Annotated in this window: 22 protein-coding genes; 15 read left to right on the top strand and 7 right to left on the bottom strand. The window is 63.4% G+C overall.

What is annotated here, in order from left to right:
• Positions 1-109: 109 nt before the first annotated feature.
• The gene (locus tag IEY49_RS15865; protein ID WP_189010538.1) at positions 110-1,336 is read left to right on the top strand and encodes an ROK family protein; all 1,227 of its coding nucleotides are present in this window, start codon (positions 110-112) and stop codon (positions 1,334-1,336) included.
• 83 nt (positions 1,337-1,419) lie between these two features.
• Here the strand turns inward: IEY49_RS15865 and IEY49_RS15860 are convergent, their stop codons facing one another.
• Both IEY49_RS15860 and IEY49_RS15855 read right to left on the bottom strand, forming a co-directional pair.
• Positions 1,420-2,319, bottom strand: coding sequence for a carbohydrate ABC transporter permease (locus IEY49_RS15860; protein WP_189010536.1), 900 nt, complete (start codon positions 2,317-2,319; stop codon positions 1,420-1,422).
• Complete coding sequence (locus IEY49_RS15855) at positions 2,319-3,230, bottom strand: carbohydrate ABC transporter permease (RefSeq protein WP_189010534.1); 912 nt, start codon at positions 3,228-3,230, stop codon at positions 2,319-2,321. The genes IEY49_RS15860 and IEY49_RS15855 overlap by 1 nt, the downstream gene beginning before the upstream one ends.
• A gap of 222 nt (positions 3,231-3,452) precedes the next feature.
• Between IEY49_RS15855 and IEY49_RS15850 the strand changes: the two genes are divergently transcribed.
• The 5 genes from IEY49_RS15850 (at position 3,453) to IEY49_RS15830 (ending at position 9,758) form a co-directional block, all read left to right on the top strand.
• Positions 3,453-4,442, top strand: coding sequence for an ROK family protein (locus tag IEY49_RS15850; RefSeq protein ID WP_189010532.1), 990 nt, complete (start codon positions 3,453-3,455; stop codon positions 4,440-4,442).
• A complete protein-coding gene (gene gmhA / locus IEY49_RS15845) occupies positions 4,439-5,026 on the top strand; it encodes a D-sedoheptulose 7-phosphate isomerase (protein ID WP_189010530.1) in 588 nt (195 codons plus the stop codon). Before IEY49_RS15850 ends, gmhA begins: the two co-directional genes overlap by 4 nt.
• Positions 5,023-7,464, top strand: a complete 2,442-nt coding sequence (locus IEY49_RS15840) for an alpha-mannosidase (RefSeq protein WP_189010528.1) — start codon at positions 5,023-5,025, stop codon at positions 7,462-7,464. Before gmhA ends, IEY49_RS15840 begins: the two co-directional genes overlap by 4 nt.
• A gap of 106 nt (positions 7,465-7,570) precedes the next feature.
• Positions 7,571-8,590, top strand: coding sequence for a sugar phosphate isomerase/epimerase family protein (locus IEY49_RS15835; RefSeq protein ID WP_189010526.1), 1,020 nt, complete (start codon positions 7,571-7,573; stop codon positions 8,588-8,590).
• A gap of 1 nt (position 8,591) precedes the next feature.
• On the top strand, positions 8,592-9,758 hold the full coding sequence (locus tag IEY49_RS15830; protein WP_189010524.1) for a Gfo/Idh/MocA family protein: 1,167 nt from the start codon (positions 8,592-8,594) through the stop codon (positions 9,756-9,758).
• Positions 9,759-10,436: 678 nt separating this feature from the next.
• Here the strand turns inward: IEY49_RS15830 and IEY49_RS15825 are convergent.
• Positions 10,437-10,745, bottom strand: coding sequence for a hypothetical protein (locus IEY49_RS15825; protein WP_229780860.1), 309 nt, complete (start codon positions 10,743-10,745; stop codon positions 10,437-10,439).
• Positions 10,746-10,904: 159 nt separating this feature from the next.
• Positions 10,905-12,044 carry a PQQ-dependent sugar dehydrogenase gene (locus IEY49_RS15820; protein ID WP_189010520.1) on the bottom strand — a complete coding sequence of 380 codons (1,140 nt, stop codon included), beginning with the start codon at positions 12,042-12,044 and terminating at the stop codon, positions 10,905-10,907.
• Between the two features lie 298 nt (positions 12,045-12,342).
• On the opposite strand from IEY49_RS15820, the gene IEY49_RS15815 reads away from it, so the two are divergent.
• The 3 genes from IEY49_RS15815 (at position 12,343) to IEY49_RS15805 (ending at position 15,835) form a co-directional block, all read left to right on the top strand.
• A complete protein-coding gene (locus tag IEY49_RS15815; RefSeq protein ID WP_189010518.1) occupies positions 12,343-13,542 on the top strand; it encodes a S1C family serine protease in 1,200 nt (399 codons plus the stop codon).
• Between the two features lie 165 nt (positions 13,543-13,707).
• On the top strand, positions 13,708-14,778 hold the full coding sequence (dinB, locus tag IEY49_RS15810; RefSeq protein WP_189010516.1) for a DNA polymerase IV: 1,071 nt from the start codon (positions 13,708-13,710) through the stop codon (positions 14,776-14,778).
• Positions 14,779-15,067: 289 nt separating this feature from the next.
• Complete coding sequence (locus tag IEY49_RS15805) at positions 15,068-15,835, top strand: SDR family oxidoreductase (RefSeq protein ID WP_189010508.1); 768 nt, start codon at positions 15,068-15,070, stop codon at positions 15,833-15,835.
• Between the two features lie 88 nt (positions 15,836-15,923).
• Here IEY49_RS15805 and IEY49_RS15800 read toward each other — a convergent pair whose 3' ends face one another.
• The gene (locus IEY49_RS15800; protein ID WP_189010506.1) at positions 15,924-16,988 is read right to left on the bottom strand and encodes a spore photoproduct lyase family protein; all 1,065 of its coding nucleotides are present in this window, start codon (positions 16,986-16,988) and stop codon (positions 15,924-15,926) included.
• A 247-nt stretch (positions 16,989-17,235) separates the two neighbouring features.
• Here IEY49_RS15800 and IEY49_RS15795 point away from each other — a divergent pair, with 247 nt between their 5' ends.
• Positions 17,236-17,673 carry a hypothetical protein gene (locus tag IEY49_RS15795; RefSeq protein ID WP_229780859.1) on the top strand — a complete coding sequence of 146 codons (438 nt, stop codon included), beginning with the start codon at positions 17,236-17,238 and terminating at the stop codon, positions 17,671-17,673.
• 211 nt (positions 17,674-17,884) lie between these two features.
• Here the strand turns inward: IEY49_RS15795 and IEY49_RS15790 are convergent, their stop codons facing one another.
• Together IEY49_RS15790 and IEY49_RS15785 are read right to left on the bottom strand one after the other, a co-directional pair.
• Positions 17,885-18,688 carry a histidinol-phosphatase HisJ family protein gene (locus tag IEY49_RS15790; RefSeq protein WP_189010504.1) on the bottom strand — a complete coding sequence of 268 codons (804 nt, stop codon included), beginning with the start codon at positions 18,686-18,688 and terminating at the stop codon, positions 17,885-17,887.
• Between the two features lie 379 nt (positions 18,689-19,067).
• Positions 19,068-19,904, bottom strand: coding sequence for a DUF4384 domain-containing protein (locus tag IEY49_RS15785; protein WP_189010502.1), 837 nt, complete (start codon positions 19,902-19,904; stop codon positions 19,068-19,070).
• A gap of 323 nt (positions 19,905-20,227) precedes the next feature.
• On the opposite strand from IEY49_RS15785, the gene IEY49_RS15780 reads away from it, so the two are divergent.
• The 5 genes from IEY49_RS15780 (at position 20,228) to IEY49_RS15760 (ending at position 24,785) form a co-directional block, all read left to right on the top strand.
• Entirely contained in the window at positions 20,228-20,872 is a 645-nt protein-coding gene (locus tag IEY49_RS15780) for a hypothetical protein (protein WP_189010500.1), read from the top strand.
• 112 nt (positions 20,873-20,984) lie between these two features.
• Positions 20,985-21,194 (top strand): hypothetical protein, encoded by a 210-nt coding sequence (locus IEY49_RS15775; protein ID WP_189010498.1) that lies wholly within the window; start codon positions 20,985-20,987, stop codon positions 21,192-21,194.
• Positions 21,195-21,282: 88 nt separating this feature from the next.
• A complete protein-coding gene (locus IEY49_RS15770; protein ID WP_229780858.1) occupies positions 21,283-22,173 on the top strand; it encodes a PhzF family phenazine biosynthesis protein in 891 nt (296 codons plus the stop codon).
• A 543-nt stretch (positions 22,174-22,716) separates the two neighbouring features.
• Positions 22,717-23,982 carry an MFS transporter gene (locus tag IEY49_RS15765; protein ID WP_189010496.1) on the top strand — a complete coding sequence of 422 codons (1,266 nt, stop codon included), beginning with the start codon at positions 22,717-22,719 and terminating at the stop codon, positions 23,980-23,982.
• 233 nt (positions 23,983-24,215) lie between these two features.
• Entirely contained in the window at positions 24,216-24,785 is a 570-nt protein-coding gene (locus IEY49_RS15760) for a dienelactone hydrolase family protein (protein ID WP_189010494.1), read from the top strand.
• Positions 24,786-25,514 lie beyond the last annotated feature (729 nt).

The raw sequence follows: 25,514 nt of genomic DNA, 5'->3' as shown, positions 1-25,514 counted from the left end.
CACCCGAACGTTTGAATCCCTGCAGCGCACAAGTGCCGGACAAAGTACTGAACGCGGTACAATTGTTCAGGGTTTGAATATCCAGACGTCGTCTGGGTCGGGGAGCGGGATGAATCAGAGCAGATCAAGGAGTATCCGGCAGGGACGCAATCTGCCGGAAGTGCGGGCCGACAATCTCAGCGTGGTCGTGGAGGCACTGCAGAAGCTGCAGCCGATCTCCCGCAGCGCACTGGCGGACGCCACCGGACTCACGGCCGCGACGATTACACACATGGTCAACGAGCTCGAGGCCTTCAACCTGTTGGTCGAAGCCCCGTCCGGCGAGCGGAATGTCGGGCGGCGGCCAACGCTGCTGTCGTTCAACCGCCAGCGCGGTCAGCTGATCGGGGTGGAGGTCTCACGCACCCGCATCCACGCGATCCGGTCGGACTTCAGTGGTCAGGCCCTGGCCCGACTGGACCGTCCATTCCGGCCCACCTCGTCCGTCAAGAAGGGCCTGAGTACAATCTGCGAGGCCATTACGGAACTGATTGATCCTGCTCTGCCGCTCCTCGGCATCGGGGTGGGCATTCCCGGACCAGTCAACAGCACCCAGGGGATCGTCATCGAGCCACCGAACTTCGGTGGGTGGCGCAACGTGCCGCTCACCAGCGCCCTGACCGAGCGATTCGGGGTGCCCTGCTGGCTGGACGACGACGCGAAAGCGGCTGCCTATGGAGAACGCTGGTATGGTGCAGGCCGTCATGAAGAGACGCTGCTGTACATATCGCTGCGGTCTGGCGTGGGCGCAGGCCTGATTGTCGGTGACCGGGTCTACCGCGGGGCCCACGAGCTGGCTGGGGAAATTGGACACACCACCATTCATGTGGACGGCCCGCTGTGCGAGTGCGGCAACCGGGGTTGTCTCGAAACGCTGGTCAGCGTTCCGGCCATCATGCAGGAAGCCCGCCGGCTGGGGCTGGACGCTGAAGACCCGGCCGACCTGCACCGCATGGCCGTTGCCGGCGACGTGTTGGCCCAGAACATCAAAGACCGCGTGTATCTGTACCTGTCGGCCGGGCTGGTCAACGCGGTCAATCACTATGATCCAGCGGTGATTGTCCTGGGTGGGCAGCTGGTGCGGGCCTGGCCTGACCTGACAGAAAACGTGGCCCGAAAGGTCAAGGGGCGCTCATTCGGCTACCTGTCCAAAGACATCCGGATTATGGAAAGCATGCTTGACATCGACGCGTCCGCACTGGGCGCAGTGGCCATCGCCATCCACAACATTCTGCGTGATCCGGCCGAGGCGCTGCCCGGCACATCACATGCTGAATTTTCAGTAGTGAATTCCTGACGGCATAACCGCAGGTCACGGTGAAAGCACCGTAAAAAGCGCGCGGTCCCCGGGGACCGCGCGCTCATGACATTCCTGACTGCTCAGCCTTTGACCCCGCCGGATATTGAGGCACCTTCGACAAAGTACCGCTGGAAGGAATAGAACACGATGATGACCGGCAGCATGACCAGCAGGGCCGCGGCCATCAGGTATTGCCACTGCACGGCGGTGGCGGTGCGGAAAAACTGCAGCCCCACCTGAAGCGTGTAGAGCTTTTCATCATTGAGGTACAGCAGTGGACCCACGTAGCTGTCCCACGCGCCTTCGAAGGTGAAAATGGCGACCGTGGCCAGGGCAGGCTTGGAAAGGGGAATGATGACCCGGCTCCAGATCCAGAAGTCGCTTGCGCCGTCCACGCGCGCGGCTTCGGAATACTCGTTGGGGATCCCCATGAAGAACTGCCGCAGCAGGAACGTAAAGAACGCACCGGCAAAGAAGCTGGGCACCACCAGGGGCAGGTAGGTCCCGACCCACTGCAGTTTGGAAAACAGAATGTACTGCGGAATCAGGGTGACCATGCCAGGAATCATCATGGTGGAAAGCAAGACGGCAAACATCGCGTCCCGGCCCGGGAAACGCAGTTTGGCAAAACCGTAGGCCGCCAGCGACGAGGACAGCACTGTCCCGATCACCACGGCGACGGCATACAGCGCGGTGTTGATGGCGTAGCGTGTGAACGGCGCGAGGGACCAGGCTTTACTGAAGTTGTCGAAGCGCAGGGGATCAGGAATCCAGATGGGTGGGTTGGCGTACACCTGCGTATCGGCCTTCAGGGCGGTCGACAGCATCCATAGTGCCGGAAACAGGACCGCCGCACTGATGGCACAGAGCAGCGCGAACGCCAGGGTCTTCCAGAACAGGTTTTTTGCGGCAGAAGGACTCAGTCGCGGCCGGTTGACGACCGCCGTGCTGGAAGTGGGGAGTTTCTCTTGAACCGTCATCAGCGGGCTTCTCCTTCGTAGTACACCCAACGCCGCGAGACCCAGAACTGCAGCCCGGTCAGAATCAGGGTGATGATCAGCAGCACCCAGGCCATGGCACTGGCGTAGCCCATCTGGTATTCGCCGAATGCCTTCTGCCACATGTACAGGCCGTAGAACAGCGTGGAATACGACGGACCGCCCCGACCACCCTCAGAGATAATCAGCGAGGTTTCCCAGAACTGGAAGGCAGCAGCTATGCCCGTGACCAGTTTGAAGAAAATGGTGGGCGACATCATAGGCACGGTGATGGCCCAGAACTGCTTGATCGGCGAGGCGCCGTCAAGCATGGCCGCCTCGTAGAGGTGGCGGGGAATGCCCTGCAGACCGGCCAGATAGATGATGTATCCACCGGCTGCACCCCACATGCTCATGATCACCAGAGCCGGCTTGGCCCAGGTGGGGTCGGCAAACCACAGCGGCGGATTCTCTATGCCAATGGCCCTGAGAAACACGTTGATGGGGCCGAAGTCCGGATTGAACACCCACAGCCACAAGAGCAGGACAGCGACGCCGGTCAGCACTTTGGGCAGAAAGAAGATGGTCCGGAAAATACGTTGTCCGGGAATTTTCTGGTTGAGAAGCACTGCAATCAGCACACCGGTCAAGACACTCAGCGGCACGGCAAACAGCACGTAGAAGCCAGTGTTGTACAGCGAAGTCCAGAACAGATCGTCATCGAAAAACAGCCGGCGGTAGTTGTCCCATCCGACCCAGCTCGACTTGGACGTGATGTCGTAGTTCGTAAAGCTCGCATAGAGCGACCACAGCATCGGGCCGGCAATGAAGAGGATAAAGCCGATAAACCATGGAGCGACGAACAAATACCCGGTAAGTGCTTCTTTCCGCCGGGCCTGACTCATACGGGCCATGTGTACCTCCAACAGGATGACGGACTATGGAAATCACGAATACCACAGGCACATGAACGGCTGCGGTGCGGAAACCTTCTGCCTCTGCCCCAAGGAGGGCATGGCGCTTCAGGTGAACGGGTGAGTTGCTTAAATATATAAAAAAACTGCCGGTTTTGGTATATGCTCCTGACTAAGGCCACCGCCCCATAAAAATTCCACCTGACTGCAGAGGAGCTTCTCATGACAACGCTTCCGCTGGAGGCCAACACCCGTCATGTCCTGGCGATCGACATCGGCGGTACAAAGCTGGCTGCCGGCATCGTCACCGCAACCGGCCAGCTGCTGGACTCAGCCCGCATTCCGACCCAGGTTGAGCAGGGCCCCGACAGGATCATCGAGCGGGTACTGCACCTGAGCCGCATGCTGCTGGGACGCAGCCGGGCGCACATCGAACGTGTTGGCGTGGGCTGTGGGGGACCCCTCGACACAAAGCGCGGGCTGATTCAGAATCCTCCGAACCTGCCCGGCTGGATCGACTATCCCCTGGTACAGAACCTTCACGACGGCCTGGGGCTGCCCGTGGCCCTGGAGAACGACGCGAATGCCGCTGCCCTGGCCGAATACCATTTCGGAGCCGGACGCGGCACCCAGCACATGGTCTACCTGACCATCTCGACCGGCATCGGCGGAGGCCTGATCCTGGATGGAAAACTGTACCGCGGCAAACACGGCAACGCCGGCGAGCTGGGGCATCTTCAGGTCCGTTACGATGGCCCCAGCTGCAACTGTGGCGGCTGCGGGTGTCTGGAAGGCTACGCCTCGGGAACCAACATCGCCCGGCGAGCACGCGAAGCGGCGGCCGATCATCCTGAATCACTGCTGGCACGACTGACCCCCAGTCTCAGCGACATCACTGCCCAGACTGTCCTGACGGCTCTGGAGGCGAATGACCCGGTCGCCACGGCGCTGTGGGACGAAACCCTGGACATGCTCGCGGCCGGGGTGGCCAGTGTCGTGCACGCCTTTGACACCGAGCGGGTGGTGATCGGCGGTGGAATCACCAATTTCGGCGACCGGCTGTTCGTTCCGCTGCGCGACCGGGTGGCGCGGCGCAGCATGCCTTCGCTCGCCGAAGGCGTCGAGATCTGTCCGGCCGCATTCGCGGAGAACGTTGGCATACTTGGCGCCGCAGCCGTCGCGCTGCGCGAGCCGCTGGAGGTTTCGTTATGACTCTTGCTACGCATCACCTTACGAGCTACATCGACCGTCACCGCCAGGCCCTCGACCGCCTGGCTGGTCTAGCCCCCGAGGTTCAGGCCGCCGCGCAGGCCTGCGTGAGCGCCCTACAGGGCGGCGGCAAGCTGCTGACCTGCGGTAACGGCGGCAGCGCCGCAGACGCGCAGCATTTCGCTGCCGAGCTGACCGGACGCTACCGCCGCGAACGCCGCGCGCTGCCAGCAATTGCCCTGACCACCGATTCGAGCGCACTGACCTGCATCGGCAACGACTACGCCTTCGAAGAAGTGTTTGCCCGGCAGGCCCAGGCTCTGGTTCAGCCTGGAGATGTGCTGGTCGGCATCACCACGAGTGGAAACAGCGGCAACGTGGTCCGTGCCCTGGAGGTCGCCCGTGAGCGCGGCGCCTTCACCATCGCCCTGACCGGCGAAAACGGTGGCCGGGCCGCGCAGACTGCCCACCTGACGCTCCAGGCTCCCAGCGAGCGTACCGCGCAGATCCAGGAGATGCACATCCTGCTGATTCACGTGCTGTGCGAAACCATCGACGACGCCTTTGTAGAGGACCGTCAAGCATGACCGCCCCGCCAAAGAACGCAGTGTTTCACATGATCGGCAATGGTCACATCGACCCGGTATGGCTCTGGAACTGGCAGGAGGGCTACCAGGAAATCAAGGCCACCTACCGCTCGGCCCTCGACCGCCTCACGGAACATCCCGACTTTATCTTCACGGCCTCTTCGGCCGGGCACTACGCCTGGATTCTCGATAACGAGCCGGAGATGTTCGAGGAGATCCGCGCCCGGGTTGCTGAGGGCCGCTGGGCCCTGGTGGGCGGATGGTGGGTACAGCCGGACTGCAACATCCCGAGCGGTGAAGCCTTCGTGCGCCAGGGGCTCTACGGGCAGCGGTTCTTTCAGGCGCACTTTGGCCGCACCGCCGATACCGGCTACAACCCGGACTCCTTCGGACATGCCGGCACGCTGCCGCAGATCCTGCTGGGAAGCGGCCTGAAGCGCTACACCTTCATGCGACCGGGACCGCACGAGCAGGCGCTCCCCAGCCGGCTGTTCTGGTGGCAGGGTCCTGACGGCTCGCGCGTCCTGACCTTCCGTATTCCCTATGAATACTGCACCTGGGGCAAGGACCTCGAAGCTCACATCCGGAAGTGCACCACCGAACTCAGCGGCACGGTCAATGAACTGATGTGCTTCTACGGCGTCGGCAACCATGGCGGCGGGCCAACCACCGAGAACCTGGCGTCCATCGCCCGCCTGAAAGCCGATCCCGACCTTCCCGAACTGCGTCTGAGCGATCCACGGCAGTACTTCAACGCCGTGCAGCACACCGACGTCCCGGTGTGGTCAAGCGAATTGCTGTACCACGCCGTCGGCTGCTACGCGGCACACTCCGGCGTGAAGCGCTGGAACCGCGCAGCGGAACTGGCGCTGGTGCGCGCTGAGAAACTTGCGGCACTGGCGACGGCTCTGACGGGCATCACCTACCCGCATGACGACCTGGCACGGGCTTGGAAGCGGGTGCTGTTCAACCAGTTCCATGACATTCTGGCCGGCACCTCCATCGAGAGTGCCTACGAGGACGCCCGCAACGAGTACGGTGAAGCCCTGGCCACCGCCCAGCACGTCGCCAACGCCGCCCTGCAACGCATCAGCTGGCGGGTGACCGTGCCTCATCGGGAAGGCAGCAAGCCGTACGTGGTGTTTAACCCGCACCCCTGGCCGGCACGCGTGGCCATCGAGCACGAGACGGGGGGGGTACCCACCGACTTCACCATCGTTGACGAGCGCGATCAGCCCGTTCCCGCGCAGCGCATCCAGTCCGAAGCGACCGTCACCGGCTGGCGCAAACGGCTGCTCTGGACCGCGGACCTTCCGCCGTTCGGCTACCGCACCTACACCATCCTGCCCGAGGCGGCACCCCAGACACCGCCGGTGGACGCGAGCGATACCCATCTGGAAAACAGCAACTTCCGGCTGGACATCGACCCGCAGACCGGTGGCATCGCCAGCCTGCTTGACAAGCGCACGGGTGCCGAGGTGTTTCGCGACACCGCCGCTGTCGGGCAGGTCATGCGCGACCCCAGCGACACCTGGAGTCATTCGCTGCTGCGCTATGATGATCTCGCCGGCCGCTTTGCAGACTCGACGAGCGTCCTACTCGAACACGGCCCGGTGCGCAGCACCATCCGCACCACCAGCCGCTACGGGCGCAGCACCCTCACTCAGGATTTCATGCTGTACGCCGACCAGCCGCATATTGAAGTCCGCGTCCGGGTGGACTGGCATGAGCAGCAGCGGGTGCTGAAGCTGCACTTTCCGGCGCACCTGCACTTTCCGCAGGCGACCTTTGAAGTACCCTACGGAGTCACGACCCGCCCCACCAATGGCAACGAGGAACCGGGGCAGCGCTGGATCGACCTCAGCGGCGTGTACCGCCCCAGTGGAGTCATCCGTGGCCTGAGCCTGATCAACGACGCCAAATACAGCTACCACGCCCTGGACGCCGACCTGGGCCTGACCGTCCTGCGGTCCCCGGTTATCGCGCATCACGATCCCTACGAGCCGGTCGAGGGCAGCGACTACCGCTACCTGGACCAGGGCGAGCAGGCATTCACCTACTGGCTGTACCCACACGACGGCACTTGGCGGGACGCCGGCACCCCCCGCGAGGCGGCGGTGCTTACCGAGCGGCCGGTGGTGATTCCCGAGACCTACCACGACGGCGCGTTTGCGCCGGCCGCGTCCTTTATGCAGGTCGAACCGGCCAACGCGCAGGTGACGGTCTTCAAGCGTGCCGAGGACAACCACGGCTACGTCCTGCGGCTGGTCGAAACCCACGGTCATCCGGTGCAGGCTCAGGTGAACCTGCCCGGGCTGGACCGTCAGATCCAGACCGGGCTGGGTGCCTTCGAAATCAAGACGCTGCTGATTCCGGACGGCGGCGGCGCCGCTCAACTCCTCAACCTGACCGAGCTGGAGGTCCTGGGTGAGGCCTGAGCTCCCCCTCTGGCCGGCTGGACTCCCGCAGGCCCGCGGACCGTGAAAGGATAGGACTGTCCATCTGTCCCTGGTCATCGATCCGTTCCCTGACATAAGGAGACCCATGCCCAGACCTATCACCCTGTTTACCGGCCAGTGGGCCGACCTGCCTCTCGCCGACCTCGCTCCGCTGGCACGCCAGATGGGCTACGACGGCCTTGAACTGGCCTGCTGGGGCGACCATTTCGACGTGCAGGCTGCCCTGCGCGACCCGACCCACCTCCGGCGCACCCGCGACCTGCTGGAGGCCAACAACCTGAGCTGTGTGGCCATCAGCAATCATCTGGTGGGTCAGGCCGTATGCGATCCCATCGATGAGCGGCACCAGCAGATCGTGCCCGCCCACGTCTGGGGTGATGGTGACCCGGAAGGCGTCCGGCAGCGCGCCGCACAGGAAATGATGGACACCGCGCGCGCGGCGGCAGCCTTCGGTGTGAAGGTAGTCAACGGCTTTACCGGCTCGTCTGTGTGGCACACCCTGTATGCCTTTCCGCCGACCAGCCAGGCGTACTGGGACCGTGGCTTCGAGGATTTCGCGGCCCGCTGGCGGCCCATCATGGACATTTTCGACGCGCACGACGTGAATTTCGGCCTGGAGGTGCACCCGACTGAAATTGCCTTCGATATCGCCTCGGCGCAGCGGGCCCTGGAAGCCATCAGTCACTCGCGCTTCGGGCTGAACTATGACCCCAGCCACCTCGCCTACCAGGGGGTGGATTACGTGAAATTCCTGCGGGACTTCGCCGACCGCATCGTGCACGTCCACATGAAAGACGTCTGGTGGGGGCATGGCAACGGCGACGTGGGCGTGTTCGGGGGACACACCACCTTTGGTGACCCCAGACGCTACTGGGATTTCCGCAGTGTGGGGCGCGGTGATGTCCGGTTCGAGGACATTCTGGTGGCCCTCAACGACATCGGGTACCGGGGGCCGCTCAGCGTGGAATGGGAGGACGCCCGTATGGACCGCGTCCACGGCGCTACCGAAAGTGCCGCGTTCCTGCGCCGGCTGGATTTTGAGCCGGCGGGTGGTGCCTTCGACGCGGCATTTGCCCGCACCAACCCGGCACCGACAGGAGGCTGAGATGCGCAGACTGCGAATGGGGATGGTTGGGGGTGGCCAGGGTGCGTTCATCGGCGCAGTGCACCGCATGGCGGCCGCCCTGGACGGCCAGTTCGAGTTCGTCGCAGGGGCATTATCCAGCACCCCCGACAAAGCCCGGTCCTCCGGACTGGCGCTGGGCCTCAGCGAACACCGCAGTTACCCCTCCTGGCAGGCCATGCTCGAAGGTGAACTGCGCCTCCCGGCAGACGAACGCATCGATCTGGTGTCGATCGTGACCCCCAACCACCTGCACTACCCGGTGGCGCACGCCTTTGCCAGTGCCGGATTCCATGTGGTCTGTGACAAGCCCCTGGTGCACACCAGCGAACAGGCTCAGAACCTGATAAGCGTCGTGCAGCAGACTGGGGTGGTCTTTGGAGTCACCTACAACTACACCGGCTACCCCATGGTGCGAGAAGCCCGTGAACGCATCCGGCGCGGGGACCTCGGGGAGATCCGCAAGGTGATCGTGGAGTACAACCAGGGCTGGCTGGCCTCGCAGCTGGAAGCGACCGGCCACAAGCAGGCCGACTGGCGCACCGATCCCGAGCGCAGTGGCATCGCCGGCGCGGTGGGCGATATCGGGTCGCATGCCGAGAACCTCGTGTCGACCGTCACGGGTCTGGAACTTGAGGCGATCTGTGCGGACCTGACGACCTTCGTGCCAGGCCGGGCCCTGGATGACGACGCCAGCATGCTGCTGCGCTTTACCAATGGGGCGCGTGGCCTGCTGTGGTGTTCCCAGATCGAGATCGGCGCAGAAAACGACCTGAGGCTGCGCGTGTTTGGCACCCGGGGCAGTCTGAGCTGGCGGCAGGAGGACCCGGATACCCTCGAACTGCAGCAGGAAGGTGAGCCTCGGCAACTGCTTCGGCGCGGCAACGCCTACCTGAGTGCGTCGGCCCAGGCCGCCACACGTCTGCCGGCGGGGCACCCGGAAGCGTTTATCGAAGCGTTTGCCAACGTGTACCGTGGTGTGGCCGAAACGGTGCTCGCCCGCCTGGAGAACCGCACACCGGACCCCCTGATCGCCGACTTCCCGACCCTGGCAGACGGTGCTCGGGGCGTCCACTTCATCGAAAAGGCCGTCGAAAGTGGGCAGACCAGCCAGAAGTGGACGCCGGCCCGCTGGTTGCCTCCAGCCTGATGCCCCCCTTGACCTAAAGGTCCCATGCCTCCCTAAGAACCGACGCCCGCCGATAACTTCACCTTCGGACCGTGGACGGTAGGCCACCCCGAACGGATCGCGCCCGGGGTGACCACCCGCCCCGGCTTCAGCGTCCCATACATCGTGCAGCAGCTCGCGTGCCTCGGGGCGTACGGCGTCGATCTGCACGACAACGACCTGGTTCCGACTGACGCCACGACGCAGGACCACGACCGGATCGTCAGAGAGTTCCAGGCGGTGCTGTCCGACCATGCACAACCTTCTTTTCCGTCAAGCTGCTGGAGGACAGTGGCCACGCCTGTCCGCAGCACTTCGATGCCCATGCGCTGCGCACCGAGGACGAAGCCGGCGTGCGGGCCTTTAAGCGTGGTGCATGCGTCCCTACCTGATTCTGAAGGCCAAGGTGACCCAGTTCGACGCGGACCCCCGAGATCCAGGCGGCGCTCCGGGCCTACCGGGTCGAGGAGGACCTAGACCTGCCCTTCCGGTTCACTTCCTAGGGGGCGCAGGCCGTGAAAGCCCGGGCCTTCGACCGTAAAGCACCCGGGCAAGTTGGCTCCGGCCTGGAGCACCTCGTTCGGCTTACGCTGGAACTGCTGCTGGGCGTGCGGCCGTAGGGCGATGCCGCCCAGGGTAGGCCCGGTCCAGCTGTGGGAGCTATTTCCGGGCCGACCAGTCGGTCGCCCGCCAAACCAGGAAGTTGTACACGGCGAATCCCACGAAAAAGTGGTGTGCCCGGCGCTCCCTGCTGAAGCCGCACAGCCACGGCAGGGCCAGCTGCACCACCACGCTGGCCAGCTCCAGCCGGCCATGCCAGCGGAACGGGACCACCCGGACCACACCCAACGGCGTCCGTGTGGTGGTCACTGCGAGCAGAATCAGCAGCACAAAAGTGTCTGACCAGCGCTGAGGCGCGGCACTCAGGCCGGTGCACCGCGAGAGCAGATAGAGGGCGGGCGCGGTCACATAATCCACCAGCGCATGACCCCGACGTCCCCACAGGTTTCGCATGGCTCACGCTATCGGCTTGCCACCCCTTGATGCTGAGGGCTCTCTCAGCGTCCGCAGACAAAACGTCCTGGCTTTTTGCAAGAAGAGCTTCTGGCCTCGCTTAGCCTCAAACTGTCATGACCGGGGAGCGCTGTAGCTGATCCGGTAAATCAGGCCGTTGCCGTCGTCAGTCAGGAACAGGGCGCCGTCTGGCGCAACCTGAAGGTCGACCGGGCGCCCGGATGTCGTCAGGCCCTTGAGGAAGCCGGTCAGAAAGTCTCTCACCTCACCCGTCTGCGGATGAATGGTCACGACCTTGTAGCCCGACTTGGGCTCCCGGTTCCACGACCCGTGCAGCGCGACGAACATCAGGCCCCGGTATTCGGCGGGAAACGCCGTGCCAGTATAGAACGCCAATCCCAGCGGAGCGGAATGGGCGGTGGTGGTTGCAAAGGCCGGCTGCGCCGATTCACATGAACCCTGGCCCTCGCGGCCGAAGGAGGGGTCGCGGACCTGCCGGGTGTTCGGGGCCGGGGCGTAGCAGTAGGGCCAGCCATAGTTGCCGCCTTCCTGAAGCCGAAAGAAGGCTTCGGGCGGAATGTCGTTGCCCAGCAGGTCGCGGCCGTTGTTGGTGGCATACAGCTGACCTCCGAACCATTCCAGGCCCACGGCGTTGCGCAGGCCACTGGCAAACAGCCGGCCATTTTTACCATCAGCGTCGTACACCCAGACAGCCGCCCGGCGGGGATCGCTTTCCTCGCAGACATTGCAGGAGCTGCCCGACGCGACATACATGCGCCCGTCCGGCCCGAACACCAGGGTGCGGGACTTATGCTGCCCCCCTGCAGCCAGTTCGACGACGTGCTGGGCCTCGGCGCCCGCCCGGAGGTCTCCACGCGCGTACCGGAAGCGCACCACGCGGTCGGTGGTCGCCACATACAGATAATCTCCACGGAATTCCAGACCGTGCGGCTCGTTGAGGCCCTCGGCAAAGACTTCACGGCGGTCACTCTGGCCATTGGCGTCACGGTCCGGCAGCACATAGACCCGGCCCGCCGCACTGTCGGTGACGAAAAGGTCTCCGTTGGGAGCCACTGCCATCAGCCTGGGTTTTTTCATTCCGTCGGCATACACCGCAGCATGAAACCCCGGGGGCAGGGTCAGCCCCGCGTTGGGCAGCGAGGGATTCGGCCGGGTGACGACGGCACACGACGACAGCACAGCCGCAAGTATGCCGGTGATGACACCGGCTTCCCAAAAATAAGGGGACCGCATACCCCATTAAAAACAGTGCCTGTGAGCCGGTGGAGCGCTCCAGGTAAAGAAACACCACAGCTGGCTCCCGCGCCTGTCAGGGCCGCTGATAGAGCTCTGCGTCAGGGTTGCAGACCATGACATTGACCACTGCCCCGCTGAAACAGGCAGCCCGGATCAGCCAGCAACGAATAATGACCTCTCTTACGGAACCTGACACTACGCAGAACCTCGGATGAGAAGCTCAGCACCGAGCCAGAAGAAAGGAACGCCTAACCCCGGGCACATATCCGACCGGCGTGGTCCGGCACACTGAGCTATGAACAACAAGTGGACGGCCGCCTTTCGCGGCGCGGTCCTCACGGCCGTGCTGCTGGCGGCCGGGATGGTCGACGCCCGGACCACACCCACCGAGTCTGCCGCAAGCCCGGCTGTGCTGGCGCAGGCGGCCCCTGTGCCCTCACCGGCCACGCCGGTCATCCCGCCAGCGCCACTGAGTCCACAGGAATCTGCCGCCCTGACGGGGCTGTTTGAGAAGCTGCGCCCCGCCACGCTGCGCCTCGAGGACTGTCCACCCAATGACTGCTCCGATCCAGACGGTGTGGGGACCGGCTTCCTGATCGGAGGCGGCTATGCCCTGACGGCCTTTCACGTGATTGAAGGCGAGAAGAACCTGACTGCGGTCACCACGGACAAGCGGCGCTACACGCTGCAGGTTATCGGCTTCGACGATCACTCCGACGTGGCGTTGATCCGCGTAAATGTTCCCGCGAATACCCCTTATGTTCCCCTGGCCACCACGGGGCCAGGGGTGGGAGAGCCGGTACTGACCATTGGTAATGGCAACGGCACCTTCCTGAGTTCCAAGACCGGCCGGATGACGGGTCTGGACCGTGAAGCGGGACGCGCCGAATTTCCGGAGGGAACCCTGGAGTTCAACGCCCCGCTGCTGCCCGGAGACAGTGGCGGACCGGTAATCAACTCGCGTGGAGAAGCGGTGGGCGTGGTGAGCTACATCCGTTTCTCGGGAAGGCGCAGCAGCCGCATCACGGCCTACGCCGTGCCCGTCACCGAGACCAGCACACGAATGGCCGACCTCCGTGGCGGGATGCAGCGGGTGGCACCAGCCACGGGGATAGATCTCGATTCCCAGCTGGACTTCGCGGTAACGCTGCCAGCAGAGCAGTTCAGCCAATTCAGCGACTACTTTGATCTGGATCTGGGCAGCACGCCCGGTGCCTTCTTCACCAGCGTCCTGCCAGGAAGTCCGGCTGACCGTGCCGGTCTCCGGCCTCTGGATTTTGATGAGGACGGCAAGCGCATCTCCGGAGACATCATCATTGCGGTCAACGGCCAGCGGACGGTCAACTTCTCAGATTTTCAGTTTGCCGTCAGGCGGTATCAGGCGGGAGAAACCGTGACACTCAGGGTGCTGCGAGGCGGCCGGCCACTGGACCTGAAGCTGGTGCTGGTGCCACGAACCGGGGTCCGCCTGAACGGAACGTCAGGAAAATTCTGAGTCTTGCTGGCGCTGTCCTGGGTCCAGAATGCAGTCCTGGGGGGCTGGGGTCACCAGAAAGAGCGGCGCGAACTGGTACGTGCAGAACCACTTGGTGGTGGGTACTGCTTGCAGACCCTGCCTTACGGTCTCCCCGGATGCTTTCCTCTACCCTGGCATCCAGGGATGCGCAAGATCGTGCATGTGGACGCGGACGCCTTCTTCGCGAGTGTAGAGCTGCGGGATGACCCCAGTCTGCGCGGAAAGGCGGTGGCCGTGGCCTACCATGGCCCGCGCAGCGTGGTCACCACCGCCACCTACGAGGCCCGGCAATACGGCGTGCGGAGTGCGTTGCCGCTGCGAACTGCCCTTGCCCGTTGCCCGCACCTGATCGTCATCGAACCGCGCATGGACGCCTACCGCGAGGCCAGCCGCGTCATTCAGGGCGTGTTCCTGGAATTCACCGATCTGGTCGAGCCGCTCAGCCTGGACGAGGCGTACCTGGACCTGACCCAGCCCAAACAGGGCCCGCGCAGCGCCACCCTGATTGCCCGCGAGATCAGACGTCTCGTACGGGACCGAACCGGAGGTCTGACCGTTTCGGCCGGCGTGAGCTTCAACAAGATGCTGGCCAAGATCGGCAGCAGCATGAACAAGCCCGACGGCCTGACAGTCATTCTCCCGGACGAGGCGGATGCGCTGATCGCGCGGTTGCCGGTCAGGGAGTTTTACGGCATAGGACCGGTGACGGCTGCCAGGCTCGAAGGCATGGGTGTAAGCACCGGGGCCGATCTGCGCCGGCTTCCGCTGGCCGAACTCACAGCCACCTTCGGAGCGCACGGAGCGCACATGTACGCTATCGCTCGGGGCATCGATGACCGCCTGGTGGACCCGAGCGATGACCGCAAAAGTATCGGCACCGAGGATACCTTTGATACGGATGTCAGCAGTCTGGACGAACTGGCCGCGCATCTGCACAGCCTGTCCGAGCGCACCAGCCGCAGGCTGAAAAAGCATGGTCTGGGTGGACGCGTGGTGGTGCTCAAGGTGAAGTTTGCGAACTTCGAGCTGATCACCCGGCGGGTCAGTCTGCCGGTTCCGGTGCAGGCCGCAGAGGACCTGCAACGGGTGGCGTCGAGCCTCCTGAACGCCCAACTGTTACAGAACCGGCCGGTACGGCTGCTGGGGGTCAGCGTAAGCGGCCTGGTGGACCCTGAAGGGCGCGATGTGGCCCCTACTCTGTTCAAGGTCGTGTAATCAGCGGTGTTTTTGGTACCTGGATGTAGGGTGACCGGTTGTCTTCTCGGGCACCGTACCTGGATTTATCGGCCGACTACCCTGCCTGACGTTGGTCATCCCAGGGCAGTGACCCGAAAGATCATTGCAACCTCCGGAGCCTGGGGCCGCTGTACGGGCCTCATCTCCCCCACAGCCCCTATGATCTGAAACACCATGTCCTGCGGGTGTGACGGCGCTGCCGGTCTCTGAGGGTTGATCGTTCCTCCAGTCCGCATCCACCCGTCCGAAGACCACAGGAGGAAATGCCATGTCCGACGCCGCACCCCCACCGCCCGCACCGAACGGCCAGCCTCAGACCGGGAGGCGCCTCGCCGGCCGCCGGGTCCTCGTTACCGGGGGCACAAGTGGCATCGGCCTGGCCGTTTCGCAGGCTCTGGCCGAACATCAGGCGCGGGTGTTCCTTATAGGCCGGACAGCGACCACTCTGGAAACTGCCGTGCATGACCTCCAGGCAGGTGGTTGCGACGCGCTGGGTATGACGGCCGACACCAGCAGCCCACATGACCTGCGCAAAGTGTTTGGAGCCATCGACGCGCAGTGGCAGGGCCTCGATGTCCTGGTGAACAATGCCTCGCTGCGCGGCACACCCTTCTGGGACGAGGACGAGACCCAGGCAGACCAGCTGATGCGGGTCAATGCCGGAGGCTACGTGACCTGTGCGCACCTCGCTGCGCGGCGCATGCGGCAGCAGGGCGGACACATCGTCAACATAGGCTCACTCAGCGCCGAACTGCGCGACGGACCGTACGCCAGCTACGTGGCGGCCAAGTCCGCGGTGCGGGGGTTCTCGATGGCCCTTGGCAGGACGGTACGCGGGGCGGGCATCAAGGTCACGCTGATCGAGCCAGGGTTCGTCGACACGCCGATGATCGATCTGCCGCCGGAAGACAAGGCTCAGAAGAAACGGCGCCACGAGATGCTCGAACCTGGGGATGTCGCTGAAGCCGTCATATTCTGCCTGACCCGGGCCCCCGGGGTGGATGTCCCGCTGCTGCAACTCCAGCCCCTGCATTAGAGGCTCGATGAACATGCAGCCAGACCGGGACGCGTGAGCATTATCACCACTGTGTACGCCGCCAGGGCACATCGCGGGCGGGTGCGGTTCAGAAGGCGTACCGGACCGTGCAGTACGGCAGTTCGCGCCGCAGCAAGGTCGTGAAGTGCTTTACCGCCTGGCCCTTCAGGCCTCTGCGGTAGCGCAGATTCTCACCCCCGTACTCTGACCGTTTGGTTTCCTGCCACTGCGGTGTCCAGAGCAGCCTTTCGGCCTTCGGGTGCCAGCCGAGGTTGACCTCGTGCAGGCCCGCGTTGTGGGTCAGGAAGATGACCTCGGCTGCCAGCTGCGCTTTCGCCTGCGGCGAGAGGGCCGCGTCGACCTGCCGGAACAGCTCGGTATAGGCCGTGGTCCACCCTTCATAGACAATCACCGGTGAGAAGTTCAGATGGACTTCGTACCCAGCCCCCACGAAGTCATTGATGGCCGCGAGGCGCTCATGTATGGGGGACGTGCCGATGTCCACCACCCGGGCAATAGACGCAGGCATCAGCGAAAACCGCAGACGGGTGCGGCCCTGCGGGTCATAGGTCAACAGCGTCCGGTTGACGTACTTGGTGGCGAACGACGCCTTGGCATTTGGCAGGGACCGGAACAGCGTCACCAGGTCTCGGACGTTCTCCGAGATCAATGCGTCCACGCTCAGGTCACTGTTCTCGCCCAGGTCATAGACCCAGGCAAAAGGATCGACCGGGTTGGGTTCCACTTTTGCCCCCAGGACATTGGCGTGCCTGCTCAGCGCCGTCATCACGTCATCGATGTTGGCGAAGGTGCTGATGGGGTTCGCATACCCCTTGTGTCTGGGGACATAGCAGTAGGCGCACGACAGCGCGCACCCGTTCGCCATGCCCGGGGCGATGAAGTCCGCGCTGCGGCCGTTGGGCCGCATCTTCAGGGTCTTGCGAACCCCCAGTACGAGGATCTGGCGCTTGATGCGCAGCCAGTCCTTGACCAGCCCGGCATTGCCGTGCAGCCCTGGAATATTCCAGTGCGAAGTGACTTCTATGCGTTCGGCGTCCGGAAAGCGGTTGAGGATGTCCTGCCCCCGGGGCAACCGCGCGGCCTGAGGGTCGACATAGATCTGTCGGATGTCGAGGGGAAACCGTGCCGGCATGTCTCAGTAGAGAGCCTGAGCCTCAAAGCGAACGCGAGCCGGCAGACGAAGTGCGTTTGTCCGGAATATATGTACGGTACCGTTATATGAATTCACCGCGGCCAATGGCGCGTCACGTAAGGACATGGCCGACCACAAATAGCAACCCGTGACTCATGAGGACGTCCGTCTCCTGCCTCAGGAGCCCTCCCTGATCAGCACTCCCAGGCCCGCGTCCCGGCCGCTCCTGGCGATTCAACCAAGCCCGGTGTCACTGCTCGTCGTCCAAGCCGCACTGACCTGGACCCTGGTCGGCCTGATCCTGACCGTCCAGCTGGTCCATTACCCGCTGTTCTCCCATGTTGGCGCCGGGTACGCCACGTACCAGCAGGAGCACGTCAGGCGTATCACCTGGCTGGTCGCGCCGCTTATGCTCGCCGAACTCGCCACAGGTGCCGCACTGGCACTCCACCCACCGCCCTTCGTGCCGGTCGCGTCCACCTGGGTGGGGCTGGCGCTCCTCGCCCTGATCTGGCTTTCAACGGCCCTGATCCAGTCCCCAACCCATCGCCATCTGGCCACGGGATTTGACCCGGCTTGGCACTCATGGCTGCTGACGACGAACTGGGCCCGGACCCTGCTTTGGGTACTGCGGGGAGTCCTGGTGGGCTGGTGGGTGCTGCAAGCCGGGGTCCATCAGGCGTGATTCACAGACTCGGCTTTTACGGGGGTGGACGCTCCCGAGCGGTATGGACCAGGGTTGTCGAAGAGAAGATCCTGGCCCATCTGCAAGGCGCCCATCTCAAAGGCCCGGTGGCTGGCGGGGCCTCCCCAGGACAGCGATCGTTGAGTATCTGGAAACACCAGACGGAGGATTTGGGCTGAACTGCACCTTTGCCCCAGCACGTTTCTCGCGCTCAGCGCAGGGGAAAGGGAGCTTTTTTTCTGTTTTCAAAGCGCATGATTGAGGTGTAGCCGACCCTTTCGAGCAGGGCTGCGGCCCGCGGGAAGTCTGCCGCCACATCCTCCGGGCGGTGCGCGTCGGAGCCCAGCGTCACCGGCACACCGTAGTGACAGCATACCGCCAGAAGTTCTTCCCGTGGATATGGCTCCCCCAGCCCCTTGCGCCACCCGCTGGTGTTCAGTTCGATGGCAACCCCGCTGTCTGCGAGAACGCGCACGGTGTCCTCCAGCAGGGGCGTGAGCCGAAGGTCCGGGATATGCCCACGCGTCTTCAGGCAGTCCAGGTGCCCGATGACGTCGTAAGCTCCGCTGCGCGCGGCGGCCTGGGTGGTATGCAGGTATTCATCGTAGACGTCGTCCGGGGACTGCCCGACCGGCAGTTCGGGCGAGAAGATGCTCCATTGACCCAGCCAGTGCACGCTGCCGATGACATAGTCCAGGGGCATGGAACGCCACAGGGCGCGGTAGTGTTCGTCCCACCCCAGCACGTAATCACTCTCCACGCCCAGCCGGACCTGAACGCGGCCTCTGAAGCGGTCGCGGACCACATGCATCTCCTTCAGGTACGAGGAGAACTCGTGATGTGACATGGCCGTACCGGGCAAAGCGTGCGGATCCTCACCCAGGTGGTAAATCGGGCTGTGATCACTCAGGCCAACCTCAGAGAGTCTGGCCCGGGCAGCAGCCTCGACATAGTCCTCCAGATTGCCGGAGGCGTGGCCGCAGCGGTGGTGATGGGTGTGATAGTCGACCAGCACAGGATCTCCTTGCGGTAAGCAGACGCAGAGCGGCAGCTGCGGAGTGCAGGGGGCAGGGTGGAAGACCACTTCCCTGCACTCCGGGCATGCTGTGAACAACGACACCCAGCATGCCCCCATGCGGTCGCAGGGTCAATGGAGGCACGGTCAATGGACAAGGTTGCCCGCCTTCACGCCTGCGTTCCCGGACATCAGGCATATGCAACTGCGTGATCCCGCGCCGACCTCCCTGGTCCAGGCCAACTCTGGTTGTCGGTATCCTCATAACCCGGCGCTGTTTCCAGCAAAGACTCCGCACCGAATTTCAAGAATCAGTCTGCGTCCTCGCAAGAGGGGCGAACCTCGTGCGGTCGCCCCTACTGGACCATGGAACTGAAAGTTACTTCTGGCGGGTCAGTTTCACAAAGAAGGTGTGCGCGCGCTGCGAGACATCCAGGGTGACCTGATGTGTCTGTCCACCCTTCCTGACGAAAACGCCCCGTGCCTCGCGCTCACCGGCGGTGGCATGGACGTCCTTGTACCCTTGAGCGCGCAGCCGGTCGGCGTACACCACGTAGACCTCACTCAGGCGCGCGCCGCGGTTGAAGCTCACCTCTGACTTGAGGGCCTTGACGTCCACTGCCGGCAACCCGTTCAGGGCGCGCCGGGAGATGGTGTAGCGCGCGGTGTCCGTGGTCCAGCTCTCGGGCTTCAGGGGATGAACGACGAGGCTCAGGGCCTGGGCCAGCCCCTCCTGTCCCGTGACGTTGACGGGTGTCATCTGACCCTGCGCAGCTGTGACCTGCGTCAGGTGCTTCAGGTTGAGCGGCATAAGACTTGCCAGAGCCAGCACCTGGTTGCCGCCCTGTGGCAGGGTCAGCAGGAAAGTGGATGCCAGGCCTTTTTTTGGAAACACCTGCGTCGTGTTGGCCTTCACGAAGGTTCCTCCAGCCTGCAGACCGTTCGAGGCCAGCAGCGTGACCTGACCCTGAGCATCAATGTTGAAGAGGTACACATAGGCGTCCTGGTTCACACGCGCGTAGAACTCCAGGTGGTCGCCGGGCGCAAAGCCCAGGTTTGCTTGTCCGGCGGTGGTCCTGTTGGTGCGGACGTTGACCTTCAGAACGGTGGGCGCAGGGTTGACGATGATGCTCTGGGTGCTCAGTCGGGGCGTAGCGGAAACGCCACCAGACGCCAGCGCCGCCAGCACTGCAATGTGAAAATTGAACGATTTCATGGATTATACCGTGCTGGTCAGCGGTGACCCCAATCTGATGAAGGCTGACGCTCCGCTTTAAGCTTCGAGGAATTTCGACCCGTGACTTCTGGGCCCTGTCGCCCCGCATGATCATGCCCAGCGGAACCAGTAGAAATACTGCACGGACCGGATCAGAGCGGTTCTTTTACATGTGACTGGCAACCGGATGCCTGCAGTCTCACGTCATGCGCAGCCGTCGGGGATGATTGTCTCCCTCAGCTGTTTCGCAGCATAGTGCCCGCAGTAACCCCGCACATGGCTTGTGGCGCCAGACTCGTCCTGAGCAGGGCGCCAGCCGTAGCATGACCAGCATGGCAATCCGGGCGCTGGTAGACGAGACGCTGCGTGACGAGCGCGGGCGGCCCTGCCGCATGACCGGAGGAGAGTTTCCCGAAGAGAACCGTGCCTCGCTGTCAATGCGCTTCGACGACGGGTCGTGGTGCAGCCTGGAGATCGAGGCCAGCCGGCTGGACGCCGCAACCATCGACGCCGTGGCACGCGGTTGGGCCCGCGATCCGGATTACCGCGCGCACTTCATGACCCCGGGCAGCCATAGCTTTGTCGGCCGTGACCTGCTGCTGCCGCAGGACCGGGAACACGAGGAGGAGGAACGCCTTATGCAGGCTGAGCGTCTGGCTGCGCGCCGGGAAGCGCTGGAACTGGTGCTGGCCAGGGGTGAGGCGGCGACCTTCGAGGAGTACGCCGCCCTGCGCAGCGGAAGCGATGAGTTTTCAGGACGCAGGCTCTCCCGACTGAGGACCGACCTTGGAGACCTCGGAGAGGAGGTGGCGACCCTGGGTGCGGCCCTCAGCGACAAGGCCCTGGCCAGTGCCCTGCGCTGGTGTGCCCGGGGTCTGCCTCCCCTGCAGGCGGTTCGGCGGGCAGAAGTCGAGACCGAAGTCGAGAGGATGGCAGCCGAGGACCGCAACAGCCGCTGGCGCCGCTGAAGGATCTGAACCGCCTCCCCAAGACCTGTGGCCCGACAGCCGCGCGAGGCTTGAAGGGTCTCAGGCATGTGCGGCCTGACACACCCGCGCGGTCAGCCCCATAGACTGGAGCATGGCGAAGTTCATCAAGCTGGAAGACGGAACTTTCGTGAATGCGGCCAGCATCCACCGGATTCACGTCGAGCAACGCACCGAATCCGATGTCTGGACCCTGAAAGCCCAGATCACGGCGCAAGAGGGTCATGGGTACTGGGCAGACCTGGCCGGGGAATTCGACAGCCAGAAGGACGCAGAGAACGCCATCAGAAAGATCGGAAAATAACTTTGGGGCCTCCTGAGGTAGTGAGCGTTTAGCAGAGCGCTCCCTTGCCCATGCGCGTACACGGCATGATGTCCGTCAAGGAGATCCTATGCACGACCCCATGCCCCGGCGCGCCCGAGTGTTCAAGACCGTTGATGTGTTTACGTCCATCCCACTGCTGGGCAACCCGGTAGCAGTCGTTCTCGACGGCGAGGGCCTGACGACGGCCCAGATGCAGAGTGTCGCGCGTTGGACCAACCTCTCGGAGACTACATTCCTGCTGCCCCCAACCACAGCCGAGGCCGACTACCGCCTGCGGATCTTTACGCCCGGCAGTGAACTGCCCTTCGCCGGTCACCCGACCCTGGGCAGCGCATTCGCCGCGCTTGAAGCGGGCCGCGTGACTGCGCGTCACGGGCGGCTGGTGCAGGAATGCGCTTCTGGCCTGATCCCGGTGGAGGTACAGGAGGACGCCTCGGGCCTGAGGCTTGCCCTCACGATGCCGGCTCCCACCATCACCCCGCTGTCCCCTGCCGATACCCATGAGCTAGAAACAGTCCTCCAGCAGCCGGTCAGGCACGAGTATGCACCTGCCATCGTGGATGTCGGTGCGGTGTGGCTGGTAGCGGAACTGTCCTCGCCACAGGTTCTGCTGGGCCTCTCCCCGGACCTTGCCCACTCTGCGGCTCTCGAGCGCCGCCTGGGCCTGACCGGCGTGTCGGTGTACGCGCGGTATCCAGGCGGACAGGATATCGAGGTGCGCTCGTTCGCCCCATCGTGCGGAATCAACGAGGATCCGGTATGTGGCAGCGGAAATGGCGCGGTCGCGTTTCATCGCCGGTTCTCCGGGGCACTTCCGGACGAGCTGGCCGCTTACCGGTCCACCCAGGGCCGTCAGGTCGGCCGGGACGGGCAGGTGGCGATCACAGTAGGCCAGGACGGCCGTGTAACGGTTGGCGGAGCGTGTGTGACCTGCGTGGACGGCACCATCACCATCTGAAGCGACGCCGAGGCTCTGTCATCTGGACCGAACAACAGAGGGTGTCTGCAGCTTGGCTGGGAGAAGCGAGGCACTGGTCCGATGTGTCCAGCTCTGAGTAGAATCCACGGCTGGGGCTGCTGCATTGGGCCTGCCGCCACGAAAAAGCCGTGTGCCCAGCCTTCTGGTCTCCCTGCCGAGAAGGCCTGTCTTGCCCTTCATCACCCCCGGTAGGTCTCTTCAGAACAACACGCTTTTTTGACGAACGGCACCTGAGGAAATTGTCTACGCTCCCTCTGAGCTCGGATGCCCTCCACCCTCACCCTCCCTCACGTGGTTCTGGAGATGCATGCCGACTGTTCGTCCTACCCCCTCCACACGCTACTACCGGCCAGACAGCGCTCCCTTTCGGATCAGCACCTTTGTAGATACTGATGAATCAGTGCGCGATCTGCCTACCGAGCAGGAACGGAGGGTGGTTTTTTACTCAGCTGCGGCAATGACCCGGCTCAGGCACGCAGTTACCGGCACAAAGCCAGTCGACCACCAGAAGAGCCTTCAGTCATGAGTACCTCCACGCCGGAATACAAGTCACGGGGGGTGCAGCTGAGGGCCCTGGCAGGGTTACCCAGAAACGCCCGCAACGCCATTCTGATGGAGCCCCTGTGGGCCATTTTCGGCACAGTCGTCATCTATTACGCGCCCCTTTATATGCGCAGCGTGGGCTTGTCCAGCACGGAAATCGGGCTGCTTGGTTCAATTACGCTGGCCCTGTCCTTCTTCTTTCAGGCAGTGGCCGCGCCGGTGACCAACCGCCTGGGACGCAAGCGAACCACCTTGATCGGCGACCTGATCTCATGGACCATTCCCATGTTCGTCTGGGCCACTGCAAACAGCTTCGCCGCGTTTGCGGTGGCCGCAGCGCTGAGTGCCGTCGGACGGATCGTGGCACTGTCCTGGAGCCTGCTCCTGATCGAGGACGTGGAAGAGCGGCAGCGGGCCCGAGTCTTCGGCATCATCAACCTGATCGTCACGGTCTGTGGCCTGCTCACCCCACTGGTGGGTCTGATCATCGCGCAGCACGGCGTGACAGCAACCATGAGGGCCTATTACATTGCTGGCGGCATCGGCATGACCGTGATGTTTCTGTGGCGCAACGCCATCACCCAGGAAACGCAGAGCGGCGTGGCAGCGATGGCTCAGCACCGTGCCCTGGGAGTCGGCCAGAGCCTGCGGCACACCGTGGCGATGGTGGCGGGAATGCGCGGACATCCCGGTCTGATGGGCATGACTGCCTTTTACCTGCTGACGGTTTTCATCGAGCAGCTCAGTCTGTTCCAGATCCTGTTTCTGCAGGAAACGCTGCGGTTCAGCGCCCAGACACTCTCGTTCGTGCCTCTCGTCGGTGCTTTCGTGACCGTGCTTCTGTACTGGGTGGGCCTTCCCCAGCTGACCAGGATGCCACTGGGCCGCACCCTGGTCATCACACGCGTCGTGGGGCTGCTGGGCGCCACACTTCTGCTGTTCGTTCCAGCAGGCAATGTGGCCGTGATGCTGGCCGTGGTCGGGTTGCTGGGCGGCGCCACGTTTCTGACGCAGACCTACCGCGACGCGGCCCTGTTCAGCCGGCTACCCAGAGAAGGTACGGCAGACCTGTATTCAGCAGTACAGACGCTGACCCTGCTGTGCGCCATACCCGCGGCGGCCCTGGCAGGTGCCATCTTCGAGATTTCCCCACACGGCCTGTTCGTGTTGATCGCCGTGCTGAGTGGGCTCCTGCTGGTGCTGGCTCTCTGGCTCTCCCGGCGGGAATCCGAGTCGACGGGGTAAGCCCACCTGGACCTGTGCAAGCCCAGGGCAAGTCTTTGCGCGTTATTCGTATGCACTCGCTCATAGCGCGTGAAAATGGCACTCGGACCGTACCGCCCGGCCACCCGTTTCATTGTGTTTACTTCTGTAGCCGGGAACACCGGTCTTGCTTCGCAATCAGCGTCGGCTGGTAACGTCGAGGCCTGGCGAAAAGGCGACAGGAAATGACGGGTATGCCCGTTACGCTGGTGCCTATGGCTGAAATTCTGCTTTTTCACCACGCCCTGGGACAGACCCCTGGTTTTCTTGCCTTCGCGGACGAGATTCGCCAGACCGGACACGTGGTGCACACGCCCGATCTTTACCGTGGCCAGAGCTTTACCACCCTTGAAGAGGGCATTTTCTACGCCAGGGAAGCTGGGTTCGGTGAAATCCTCGAAGCTGGGGTGCGCGCCGCAGACCAATTGCCTCATTCGCTGGTCTATGCAGGATTCTCGCTTGGAGCCATGCCTGCGCAGAAGCTGGCGCAAACGCGTCCGGGGGCACGAGGAGCACTCCTGCTGCACGCCTGTCTGCCAGTCTCCGAGTTTGGAGACAGCTGGCCCGTTGAAGTTCCGGTCCAGGTACACGCCATGGACGCAGACCCGTTCTTTGAAGAGGACCAGGAGGCTGCCAACGCTCTGGTCAAGTCTGCCGCCCAGGCAGAACTGTTCCTCTATGCCGGCAATCAGCACCTGTTTACAGATCGCAGTCTGCCAGCGTACAACGCGGATGCCTCCGCACTACTTATGCAACGTGTACTTGCGTTTCTCGAACAGAGCTAACCGGGGATCAGGTCTTGGGTTCGCACGGGCATACCAGAATTGAACCGGGCTGCACCCACTCCCTCATCTGTGCCGAGAAGTGACCGTCCCAGGCCCTGGTCCGTGCTGATGCAGAGCACTGAAGCGGAACAGGGGTCAAATCCGAGTATTGTTCCAGGAACCCACCCGTCCACTTTGTGTGAACCGGCAGGCAGTGGTGCCGCCCGCATATCCTCCGCCGGCAACAGATTTGCGGTACAGACCCGTCCGGTGCGTGGGATCAGAGTGGCCGGTCCAGGGCACAGCCGCTGGAGCGCGTACTGCCCACCCGTCCACTTTGTGGGATCCGGGTCCACGAATCGCGCGCTTCGCTCCAGTATGACGGAATGCGGGGCGCGTCAGACCCGTCCGCCGTGTGGAGTTGGGGTCCATACGCCTGGCCAGGGCCAAAACAAGAACCTGGCTTCTCACCCGTCCACTTTGTGGGAGCACGCTCGCAGGCTCAATTACAGTCACCCGTCCACTTTGTGTGAATCCACCCGTCCACTTTGTGGAAAGAGGCCTCGTACTACCCGTCCACTTTGTGTAGAGGGCGCCCAGCACCCACCCGTCCATTTTGTGGGATCGGTCGGGAGGCCTGGGGTTCAAAATCACTCTCACCCGTCCACTTTGTGGGGTTCTGCCCGTCCACTTTGTGAGGTCTGAGCATGTATAGCGGTTTCACTTTGTGGAATAGACACTTGTTATCAC

Source organism: Deinococcus malanensis (assembly GCF_014647655.1).
GTDB lineage: Bacteria > Deinococcota > Deinococci > Deinococcales > Deinococcaceae > Deinococcus > Deinococcus malanensis.
Note: the sequence above shows the minus strand (reverse complement) of the source record. Positions and strands in the feature narration are given on the sequence as shown.